The organism is Halanaerobiales bacterium, from assembly GCA_035270125.1.
Classification (GTDB): domain Bacteria; phylum Bacillota; class Halanaerobiia; order Halanaerobiales; family DATFIM01; genus DATFIM01.
Genome location: DATFIM010000185.1, coordinates 1 through 11907 on the forward strand (window position 1 = coordinate 1; position 11907 = coordinate 11907).

Here is an 11907-nt window from a genome sequence, read left to right on the forward strand (position 1 = left end):
AGAGCACCTGACTTTTAATCAGGTTGCCGGAGGTTCGAATCCTCCATGGCTCACCATTTTTCAACGCGGGGTAGAGCAGTCTGGTAGCTCATCAGGCTCATAACCTGAAGGTCGTCGGTTCGAATCCGGCCCCCGCAACCAATATTATTTGTACTTTGGATTTTATACTTTGGTGAGATAGCTCAGTCGGTAGAGCAGTGGACTGAAAATCCTCGTGTCGGCGGTTCGATTCCGCCTCTCACCACCATTTTTTTTACCTATAATTATACTAATTATACTTCAATAGTATAATTAATTATTTTTATAAATCAGGAAAATCATCAATGGCATTTTTCTTTTGTTCAGTATCAGTATGAGTATAAATTTGGGTAGTAGATATATTAGCATGACCTAATAAATCCTGAAGAACTTTTAGATCTTGAGTTTTCTTATATAAAATTGAAGCAAAAGTATGTCTAAGCTTATGAGGAGTAATTTTACTGGCATTTTTTACTCCAGCTAATTTTGCATATTTTTTTACTAATATTTGTACTGTTCTAACATTTATTCTTTTACCATGTCTTGATAAGAAGAGAGCATTTCTAGCATCCTCATTTTTTATATTAATTTCACTTCTTTCTTTAAAATAATTTTTGATAGTACTTATTACGTCTTCATGTAGTGGTACGTATCTTTCTTTATTACCTTTTCCATAAAATTTTATTGATAGATCTTCATAATCTATATCAGTTAAATTTAAAGATACTAATTCTGAAACTCTTAAACCTGCATATAAAAATAATTTTGCTATAGCTGTATCTCTAAGAACATTTAATCCATCATTTTTTTTAATAGCTTTTATATATTTTTGAGCATCTTTTAGCTTCATATATATAGGCTCAGCTCTTATTTCAGTTTTACTTGATTCAATAGATTGAGCTGGATTTTTAATTAAATATTCATAATTAACTAGATATTTAAAAAATGTTCTTATAGCAAATAATTTACGATTTCTTGTTGCAGGAGAATTATCCTGTTTTAAAATTATATCACCTAAAAATTCAGCTATTTCAAATTTTTCTATTTTTTTAACTGCAAAATTTTTATCATAATCAAATTCATTTCTAAGATATTTATATAATAATTTAAGATCATGTTTATATTCTTTTACAGTTAATTCTGAATATCCTTTTTCAACTAATAAATACTTTTCAAAACTATTAACCGCATCTAAATATGTAATTTCTTTATTCATTTTATCCATCCTTTCATTTTTAACGCAAAATTAAAATTTTACGAAATTTCCTTAATTATTTATTCTTTAAAAAGAAATATATTCCTGCACAAATTAAAAAAAGAAGGGAAATTATTTTATTTGTTGAAATAAATAGATAGAAGAAATTTTTAAAGGAGGTGATTCCTGTCCTATGAAAGAAAAAATGCAAAAAACAATGGAAATAAAAAATAAAAGACAGGCTGAACTCATTTCTGATCCTATATGTTTATCTATTATTAATTTAATGGAAGAAGATAAAGTTACAAAAAAGTATCTTGCTGATAATTTAGACGAGAAATATTCTTTAATAAATAAATATATCGATCGGTTGTATGAAAATAATATTATAAAAATGTACAAAGAAAATGGTGAAACAAAATATCAAAAAGCAGCTGAAAGTTATACTTTAGGTGATTGGACCAATAATTACAATGGTAATGCTTACAATCATTGGGCTTTAGGTTTATTACATCATATTGAAAGTAATTTAACAGATTTATTAAAAATTTTACCTAAGAATAAGGATGAAAAAGATTTATTAGAAGAATTAGGTTATGCAGATAAAACATTTAGATTAGGTAAAATATATTTAACTAAAAAAGAGGTAAAAGAATTTAATGAAATACTAACTAATTTTGTTAATAAACATCAAAAAAGACCAGAAGGAGATTTGGGAGATAAAAGACCATATGAATTTTCTATATTATTAAATCCTGATATTCCTTATGTTAAAAAGAAAATTAATGAAAAAAAGGGGGATTAGATGAATATCAATTCTTATTCCTTTGGTAAAATTAATATATCTGATAAGGAATATAATTCAGATTTAATTATTTTTCCAGATTCGATTCACAATAATTGGTGGAGACAGAGGGGACATCTATTACAAATAGAGGATTTAGAAATGGTTATTGAATATGATCCTGAATTATTAATTATTGGAACTGGAAAATATGGAAAAATGAAAGTTCCTAATAGATTATTAAATAAATTAAATAATCTAGGTATTTCTGTAGAAGTATATAAAACTAATAAGGCAATAGAAGTATACAAAAAAAATAACATAAAAGATGTAGTTTGTGCTTTACATCTTACTTGTTGATTTTATTTAAATATATAAGCTTATTAACAAGATTTAATTTGATAAAACATAAGCTTATATATTTAAATTATGAGTTATTATACCGTTTATACTATAATAGTATAAACTAATTTATTAACTATAAATAAATAAAAAGGAATTAAATAATTATTGTAGAAATATAATAATACATGTTATTATTTAGTGTTGGAGGTATCATTTATGGAATACTTAAAAGATAAATATCTTAAAATATTAATTTTTATATTTTTATCAGTATTAACTATTTTTTATATTGGAAAATTGGATTATATAACTAAGCCACTACGTGCAATTTTATCTATGTCCTTAAGACCATTATTGATTGGTATATTTTTATATTATCTTCTTAGACCATTAGTAAATTATTTATCTAACAAACTTCATAATCGTATTTTATCTATTGTAATTGCAATTTTATTTGTAATATTTATAATCAGTATTTTATCATATTTTGGAGGAAGTATAATCACTTCTCAGTTTAAAGATTTAATTGAAGATATGACATTATTTTATAATCAACAATGGGATGAAGTCAATAAAAATATACAAGAAGGAAAAGGTATATATAAATATATTAATCAATTTAATATACAACAAAGATTGACATCAATAATAGAAAATATTTTTACAACTGTAAGAAATAATTTTAATACTTTCTTTTCTGCAGTAACAAATTGGGGCACTATTATTATTCTTATTCCTTTTGTATTATTTTACTTTTTAAAAGATGACAAAAAAATTTTTAAAAATATATTGAATATATTACCAAGAGAAAAAAGAAAAAAAACAATACAATTAATAAGAGATATTGATAAAACTTTATCCGCTTATATAAGTGGTAGATTAATTATTTCTATTTTCTTAGGTATTTTAACTTATGTAGGTTTTTTAATTATTGATTTACCAAATGCCTTAGTTTTATCATTTATAATATTTATTACTTCATTTATTCCAATTATTGGTCCAATAATTGGAAGTTTTCCTGCTTTATTTATTGCTATTACAACAAATATATGGTTAGTTTTGAAAGTATTAATTGTTATTTTAAGTGTGCAAATTTTAGAGGGTAATGTTATTCAACCAGGAATACAGGGAGGGATATTAAAAATTCATCCTTTAGCTGTTATTTTTGCTGTATTGGTTTTCACAATTTTATTTGGAATTATAGGTGCACTCTTTGCAGTTCCTTTTTATGTAATATTGAGGATATTATTAAAGTATCTTTTTAATATGGAGGAATCAACTTCATAATTTATTAATTTATAACTTTTATTATATTTTAGGAGGGGTCAAATGAAAAAAATAGATTATAATAAACACTTTAAAAAAACAACTGAAGCTTTAGAAGGAAATGGAGCATTTTTAACAGTAAAATCTAATAATTTACTTAATACAATGACTATAGGCTGGGCTAATATTGGATATATTTGGAGTAAACCAATATTAATGGTTGCTGTTAGAAAAAGTAGATATACTTATAAACTGATAGAATCTACAGACAAATTTACGGTTAGTATCCCTTTTAATAATAAAATGAAAAAAGAGTTACAATTTTGTGGAACTAAATCTGGCAGAGATTATAATAAGTTTAAAGAATTAAATTTAAAAACTATAACTAGTAATGAATTATATACACCATTAATAGCTGGTTGTGATCTTCATTATGAATGTAAAATTGTATATAAGCAAAACATGGAATCAAAAAATTTAATTTCTTCTTATCAAAATAGACATTATAAAAATAATGACTATCATACATTATATTTTGGAGAAATTATAAATACTCTAAAGGAGGAATAATGATGTTAAAAGATTTAATTAAAAAGAGTCGTTCTTATAGAAGATTTGATGAAAATAAAAAAATAAGCAAACAAACATTGAAAGATTTAATTGATTTAGCTCGTCTTGGTCCTTCAGCAGCAAATAGACAGCCATTAAAATATATAATTACAAACGATAAAAAAACTAATGATAATTTATTTGAAGATTTAAGTTGGGCTGGTTATATTAAAGATTGGGCTGGTCCCCAAAAGGGAGAAAGACCATCTGCATATATTATTATGTTAGGGGATAAAGATATTGCAGAAAACTTTTGGGATGATCCTGGAATAGCAGCACAAAATATAATGCTAGGTGCTGCTGAAAAGGAATTAGGAGGATGTATTTTAGGTGCTTTAGATAAAGATAATATAAGAAATAAATTAAATATAGATAATAAATATGATATTTTATATGTATTAGCATTAGGAAAACCCAAAGAAAAAGTGAAAATTGAATCTACAAAGGAAACAGGAAATATTAAATATTGGCGCGATGACAATGATATACATCATGTACCTAAAAGAGAACTTTCTGAACTAATCATTAAAGAATATTAATTGACCTTATATTGACGGCTATTAATATATAATTAAACTAACTAACAAACAAATCTTTTAGGGGGAATTATTATGTCAGAAAAAAAATTATTAGAATGTATTCCTAATTTTAGCGAAGGTAGAGATACAGAAAAAATAGAGAAAATCGTTAATCCTTTTAGAACTACAGATGGTGTTAAACTTTTAGATTATTCAGCCGATAAAGATCATAATCGACTTGTAATAACTGCACTAGGAGGACCAGAAGAATTAAAAGAGGCTGTTTTTAAAGCTTCCCAAATAGCTGTAGATATAATTGACTTGAATAAACATGAGGGAGAACATCCACGAATGGGGGCAGTAGATGTTGTTCCATTTACTCCTGTTAAAAATGTAGAAATGGAAGAAGCAATAGAACTTTCAAAAGAAGTTGGAAAAAAATTATCTGAAAAATTAGATTTACCAATTTATCTTTATGAAGAATCTGCTAGTAATTCTCAAAGAAAAAATTTAGCAAATATTAGAAAAGGAGAATTTGAAGACTTTTCTGAGAAAATAAAAAAAGAGGAATGGAAACCTGATTATGGAAAAGCAGAAATACATCCAACAGCTGGAGCTACTGTAGTTGGTGCAAGAATGCCTTTAGTAGCCTTTAATATTAATCTTGATACAGATAATCTTGATATTGCAAATAAAATTGCTAAAAAAGTAAGACATTCAAGTGGAGGTTTACGCTATTGTAAAGCAATTGGAGTAGAATTAAAAGAAAGAGGTATTGTTCAGGTTTCAATGAATATGACCAATTATACTAAAACAGCTTTATACCAAACTTTTGAAATGGTAAAATTTGAAGCTGAAAGATATGGTATTAATATAATTGGTAGTGAATTAATAGGTTTGCTGCCAGCTCAAGCTTTATATGATGTAGCTGAATATTATCTAAAATTAGAAGACTTTACTACTGATCAAATTATGGAAAATAGATTATTGGAAGATCTATAATGAGTAAAAAAATATTAAAAAATATTGGTGAATTATTGACCTGTTCTGAAAAATTAGATAATAATGATTTAGGAATAATTGAAAATGCTGCATTAGTTATTGAAAATGATATAATTAAAGATTATGGAAAAAATGATTATATATTAAATCAATACCAATCAGAAAAATTTGAAATTATAGATATAGATTCTCAACCAGTTTTACCTGGTTTTATTGATTCTCATACTCATTTTGTTTTTGGTGGATATCGAGATGATGAATTTAACCAAAGATTAAGAGGTAAGAGTTATGAAGAAATTATGGAGAGTGGAGGAGGCATAATTAATACTGTCAATTCCACTAGAAAAGCCAGTCTATCTAAATTAGAAAAACTTGGTATTCAAAGATTAAATAATATGCTTCAAAATGGTGTAACTACTGTTGAAGGAAAATCTGGTTATGGTTTGAATTTAAAGACTGAAAAAAAACAACTGAAAGTAATGAAAAATTTAAATAAAAAACATCCAGTTAATATTATTAGTACTTTTATGGGAGCTCATGCTACTCCAAATACTTTCAAGACAAGTGAAGAATATACTAACTATTTAATTAATAAAATGCTTCCAGAGATAGCTAAAGAAAATCTTGCAGAATTCAATGATGTCTTTTGTGACAAAGGAGCTTTTTCAATCGAAGAATCCAGAAAAATAATGAAAACTGCAAAAAATTTAGGTTTTAAGTTAAAAATTCATGCTGACGAAATAAAAAATACAGGAGCTGCAGAATTAGCCTCAGAAATGAAAGCAGTTTCAGCTGAACATCTATTAAAAGTTTCAAATAAAGGAATCAAAGAACTTGTCAGTAGTGAAGTAAAGCCTGTATTATTACCAATTACTGCTTTTAGTTTAAAAGAAGAATATGCTCCTGCAAGAGAAATGATGAATATGGGGCTTGAGCCTGTCATAGCAACAGATTTTAATCCTGGAAGTTGTTATTCTGAATCCATTCCTTTACTTTTATCTTTAGCAACATTATATATGAATATGACACCTGAAGAAGCAATAAGAGGATTAACTATTAATGCTGCTCAAGCTTTAAATAAAGAAAAAGAAGTTGGCAGTATAGAAATTGGTAAAAAAGCTGATTTAGTAATTTTATCTGCTCCTTCTTATACACATTTGACCTATCATATTGCTCACAATTCTGTAAAAGATGTAGTTAAAAATGGAAAATTTGTTATAAAAAATACAAATTTTAATTGGAGGAATTGAAATGAAAAAATTTGAAGAATACAATTTAAATGAATTTAATGAAAAATTAGCCAGTAAATCACCTACTCCTGGTGGAGGAAGTGTTGCTGGATTGAGTGCGTCACTATCTGCCGCTTTAATTGAAATGGTAATTAATTTAACTAATGACGATTCATTAGATAATAACAAAAATGAACTTTCTAAAAAAAGAAAAGAAGCATTAGAATTGATAGATGAAGATGCGCAAAGTTTTAATATGGTAATGGATGCCTATAAAATGCCTAAAAATACTGATGAAGAAAAAAAAGAAAGAAAAAAAGCTATACAAAATGGATTATATAAAGCAAGTTTAACTCCACTTGATACAATGAAATTAGGTTTAAAACTTATGGAAATTGCTAGAAAAGTTATTGAAAAAGGTAATCCTCATGCAATATCAGATATTGGTGTTGCGGGATATATGGGGATTTCTGCAATAAAAGGAGCTTATTTAAATGTATTAATAAATACTCAATCTATAAAAGATAAAAACAAGGCTGAAAAGTTAGAAAATGAAGTTAATGAAATTATATCTAAAGGTGAAAAATTACTAACTGAAATTGAAGAAATTACAATTTCAAAAATAAAATCTTAAATATTACGTAAAATATATAATTAATTAAAAAGTATCTGGCCAGTTTTAAGCTGGTTAGATACTTTTTTGTAATATATTAGTATTTGTTTTATAATATTAATAATTATAAAAATATTTTTAAGGAGAATTAACAATGAAAATACTTTTGTTTTTCATAGATGGTTTTGGAATTGGAGATAAAAATAATCTAAAAAACCCTTTTTTAAAAGCTAATACTCCAATATTAGATGAAATATCCACTCATAATCTAGGAACTTACATAAAAACTGATGTTAGTATGAAAGTTACTGGCCTTCCACAAAGTGCTACAGGACAAACAGCTTTATTGACTGGTAAAAACGCAGCTAAAGCAATGGGAAGACATAAAAGTGGTTTTCCGGGACCAACTTTGATAGAAATTATATCAAAATTTAATATATATAAACAATTATCTAAATTTAATTTATCTTCTACTTTTGCAAATGCTTATACTAAAAGCTATGTTGAAAAAGTATATAAAAACAAAAAAAGAGCATCTGTAACTACTCAATGTTTACTTCATTCCAATAATGAATTCCGTTTTTTAGAAGATATTAAGAATAATAATGCTGTATATCAGGATTTTACTAATAAGATACTTAGAGATAAAGGTCACAATATACCTGTTTTTTCTCCTGAAAAAGCAGCAAATAACCTTTCTAAAATTTGTTTAAACCATGATTTTACTTTATACGAATTTTTTCAAACAGATAAAGCTGGACACAGTCAAAATATGAATTTCGCACTGAAAACTCTTGAAAATTTAGATAAATTTTTAAAACAATTAATTCAAAATTTAGAAAACATGGTTACAATAATAATCACAAGTGATCATGGAAATATTGAAGATCTTTCGATAAAAACACATACTAAAAATAAGGTGCCAACAATTATTATAGGTAAACAAAAACTGGATTTGAAAAAAAGTATAAAAACTATTACTGATATTACCCCAGCAATTATTTCAGAACTTAAATAATAATATATAATATAAATGTTAATAATTTAATTATTTGAAATATCAGAATGTTTATGTTATAAATATATTGAGAATAATAAATATATTACAAAAATTAAAGGGGGTTAACAATGACAAGAACAACTAAGAAAACTTTAATTTTTTCCATTTCGATTCTCTTAATTTTTACTGCTGTTTTTTCTGCTAATGCTGAAGAGGTAATACCTATTAAAGAAATTCAGTCAAATACTAAAGATGGCGATGCTTCGGCATATGCAGGTGAAACAGTTACTTCTGAAGGTATTGTTACTGCTGTTGGAGATAATGGCTTTTACATGCAAGGTGGTAAAGAACCCTGGTCTGGAATTTGGGTTTATGTTACTGCCGAAGTAGCACCTGGTGATAAAGTCAGAGTTACTGGTAAAATTGATGAATATTATCAATTAACAGAATTCAATCAACCAGAAAAAGTAGAAGTTATCGGTAGTGCTGATATACCAGAACCTATTAAATTAAAGACTTCAGAAGTTAGCCAGGAAAAATATGAAGGAGTTCTTGTAAGAATTGAAAATTTGGAAGTTACTAATCCTACAGCTGGCCATGGTGAATGGTTGGTAACTGATGGTAGTGGAGAAACCAAAATTGCCGGTAGTAATGTTGGTGCTTCTGCAACTCCTGCCAAAGAAGGTCAGCAAGTCGATTATATTGAAGGATTAGTTACCTTTGATTATGGCGAATATAAAATAGAACCAAAAGATATTAGTGGTTTAAAAGTATCTTTTCCTGATAAAGGTAAAATTGGCGAAGAAGCTACTCATCCAGAAGATTTAGATAAGATTGAAGAAGATTATGATCATATTTTAACTGGTGATGTGGTAGTAAATACTAATGATACTGGAGTAACTCTTAGTTTTACAACAAGCAAAAAAGTTACTGAACTTAAAGTCGAATATGGTGTTTCTAAAAATAAAAAAATGCAAAGATTAAATTTCTCCGAAGAAACTACTAAAAATTTAGATAACGGAAAAACTGAACATGAAATTACTTTAAATTTAGACAAATTAAATATTGATAATGATAATTTAATTAATTATAGAATTCATGCTGACAAAATTCCTTATGGAGAAAAATTTAAAGTTAAAAAAGAAAACAATAGTTATAAACTTTTACCATATATCTCTGAAGGACCTTTTGTTGATCAAGTTAAAGAAAACAGTGCAATTATTTCTTGGGAAACTAATGTACCAACTAAAGGTGAAGTAAAAGTTGGAAATTTAAGTTTTTGGGAAGATCAGGCAACAAAAAATCATGAAATTAAAGTTCAGGGATTAAATCCTGAAACAAATTATAATTACAAAATCATAAATACTGTCGATAAATCAAGTTATAAATGGGAATTTCAATCATCTTTTAAATCTGAATCTAATGATAATCAATTTAGCTTTGCTTTTATGGGAGATGGAAGAGCTGAAGATGCAGAAGCTGGTTTAGAAATTTATGCCGATTCATTTAATTATGATACAACAACTAATTTACTAATCGATTCCTATAAAAGAAATTCTGATTTTGTAATATTTGGTGGAGATTTAATTGATGGCTACACTAATAAAGCTGATGATTATCGTTTTCAACTTGAATCATGGAAAAATGCAACTGAATTAGTCGGTTCAAGTCTTCCAATTTATGAAATTATGGGAAATCATGAAGCTGTATATACTGCTTTTGATGATGGTAGTACTTATGGATTACAATTTGATAAAAAAGGAGAAAATAGTGCTGAGGCAATTTTCGCAGATGAATTTGTAAATCCAATTAATGGACCTGACAAAGAACATGAATCTGCTCCAAGTTATGACGAAAATGCTTATTACTTTGATTATGATAATGCTAGATTTATAGTTATGAATACAAATTATTGGTGGACAAGTAATCCGGAAGAATATGGTGGGAATTTAGAAGGATTTATTCTTGAAAAACAAATGAATTGGTTGAAAAATAAAATTACTGAAGCAGAAAAGAATAGCGAAATAGATCATATTATACCCATTTTACATGAACCTTCTTTCCCAAATGGCGGTCATATAGACGATTCAATGTGGTATAGTGGACAGAAAGAATATGTTTTAGAAATGAGAGATGAATTAATTAAAACATTGACTGAAAGTGAAAAAACTAATATTCTACTTGGAAGTGATGAGCATAATTATCAAAGATTACTTATTACAGAAGATACACCAGTTTATGCTAATATGATGTCTGATGATTATAGTGGACATTTATGGCAAATAGTATCTGGTGGAGCTGGTGCTCCTAAATATGATCGTGAATATGGTCCATGGGGAAGTTATTTGAAAGAATTCAAAGCAAAAGAAAATTATGTTAAAATTGACATTGATGGCAAAGAACTTTCTATTAAAGCTATAGATAATAATGGAAATGTTCTTGATCAAAAAACATTAGTTAAAAAAGAACAAGAAATAGAAAAATCATATAAATTTGCTACATTCAATATTCAAAATTTAACAACAGAACAGGTACAAAAGAAAGGAAATCCTCAGGCAGAAGCAGCTGCTGAAATTATTCAGAGAGTTAATCCAGATGTATTAATGATAAATGAAATTGATAATAATATCCAGCAAGGTAAAAATATTTCTAAAACAAATGTAAGAGCCTTTATTGAAAATTATTTAAAAGAAGCTCAAAAAGATAATTTAGAAGGTATTAATTATAAATACGTTTACTTTGGAAAATCCAATACAGGTGTTCATAGTGGCTTTGATATGGATAATAATGGAGAAATAGATGATACACCTGGTGATGGAACATATGGAAATGATGCATTTGGATATGGAGAATATGCTGGACAATATGCAATGGCTTTCTTAAGTAAATATCCAATTAATACAGATGAAATCAGAACTTTAAGAAAGTTCCGTTGGAAAGATATGCCCAATAATAAAATGCCAGAAGAATTTTATTCAAAACCTGCTCAGAGTATATTTAGATTATCATCTAAAAGTCACTGGGATATTCCAGTTGAACTTGGCGGAGAAACTGTACATGTCCTAGCTGCACATCCTACACCACCTGTTTTTGATGGCGAATATAATAGAAATGGTAAAAGAAATCATGATGAAGTTAGATTAATTGCAGATTACATCAGTAATAAAGATTATATTTATTCTGATGATGGTGAAAAAGGCGGCCTAAGTAAAAATAGTAAATTTGTTGTTATGGGTGATATGAACGCTAACCCTGGTGAAAAAGAAAATTATCAAGCTGCTGACTTGTTATTAAACCATGAAAGAATTGATAGTGATCCACTTCCTGT

The 11907-nt window shown here is 27.0% G+C and carries 11 protein-coding genes and 2 tRNA genes; 12 read left to right on the forward strand and 1 reads right to left on the reverse strand.

Annotation, left to right across the window (positions count from 1 at the left end):
• Positions 1-64 precede the first annotated feature (64 nt).
• Positions 65-141: transfer RNA gene (locus VJ881_09520), tRNA-Met, on the forward strand.
• Positions 142-171: 30 nt separating this feature from the next.
• A tRNA-Phe gene (locus tag VJ881_09525) sits at positions 172-247 on the forward strand.
• A 54-nt stretch (positions 248-301) separates the two neighbouring features.
• On the opposite strand, the gene VJ881_09530 is transcribed toward VJ881_09525, so the two are convergent.
• Positions 302-1234: a tyrosine-type recombinase/integrase gene (locus VJ881_09530; protein ID HKL76292.1), complete on the reverse strand. Its 933-nt coding sequence runs from the start codon at positions 1232-1234 to the stop codon at positions 302-304.
• Between the two features lie 172 nt (positions 1235-1406).
• Between VJ881_09530 and VJ881_09535 the strand changes: the two genes are divergently transcribed.
• The 10 genes from VJ881_09535 to VJ881_09580 all read left to right on the forward strand — a co-directional run.
• Positions 1407-2018, forward strand: coding sequence for a hypothetical protein (locus VJ881_09535; GenBank protein ID HKL76293.1), 612 nt, complete (start codon positions 1407-1409; stop codon positions 2016-2018).
• A complete protein-coding gene (locus VJ881_09540) occupies positions 2019-2357 on the forward strand; it encodes an Mth938-like domain-containing protein (GenBank protein HKL76294.1) in 339 nt (112 codons plus the stop codon).
• A gap of 201 nt (positions 2358-2558) precedes the next feature.
• Positions 2559-3629 carry an AI-2E family transporter gene (locus VJ881_09545; GenBank protein HKL76295.1) on the forward strand — a complete coding sequence of 357 codons (1071 nt, stop codon included), beginning with the start codon at positions 2559-2561 and terminating at the stop codon, positions 3627-3629.
• Positions 3630-3671: 42 nt separating this feature from the next.
• On the forward strand, positions 3672-4178 hold the full coding sequence (locus VJ881_09550; protein ID HKL76296.1) for a flavin reductase family protein: 507 nt from the start codon (positions 3672-3674) through the stop codon (positions 4176-4178).
• A gap of 2 nt (positions 4179-4180) precedes the next feature.
• Positions 4181-4756 (forward strand): nitroreductase family protein, encoded by a 576-nt coding sequence (locus VJ881_09555; protein ID HKL76297.1) that lies wholly within the window; start codon positions 4181-4183, stop codon positions 4754-4756.
• 72 nt (positions 4757-4828) lie between these two features.
• Positions 4829-5737 (forward strand): glutamate formimidoyltransferase, encoded by a 909-nt coding sequence (gene ftcD / locus VJ881_09560; GenBank protein HKL76298.1) that lies wholly within the window; start codon positions 4829-4831, stop codon positions 5735-5737.
• Positions 5737-6987 (forward strand): imidazolonepropionase, encoded by a 1251-nt coding sequence (hutI, locus tag VJ881_09565; protein HKL76299.1) that lies wholly within the window; start codon positions 5737-5739, stop codon positions 6985-6987. Before ftcD ends, hutI begins: the two co-directional genes overlap by 1 nt.
• A 1-nt stretch (position 6988) precedes the next feature.
• Entirely contained in the window at positions 6989-7600 is a 612-nt protein-coding gene (locus VJ881_09570) for a cyclodeaminase/cyclohydrolase family protein (protein ID HKL76300.1), read from the forward strand.
• 133 nt (positions 7601-7733) lie between these two features.
• Positions 7734-8597: an alkaline phosphatase family protein gene (locus tag VJ881_09575; protein ID HKL76301.1), complete on the forward strand. Its 864-nt coding sequence runs from the start codon at positions 7734-7736 to the stop codon at positions 8595-8597.
• Positions 8598-8707: 110 nt separating this feature from the next.
• Positions 8708-11907, forward strand: a 3200-nt coding sequence (locus tag VJ881_09580) for an endonuclease/exonuclease/phosphatase family protein (GenBank protein HKL76302.1), incomplete at its 3' end; no start/stop codon positions are given.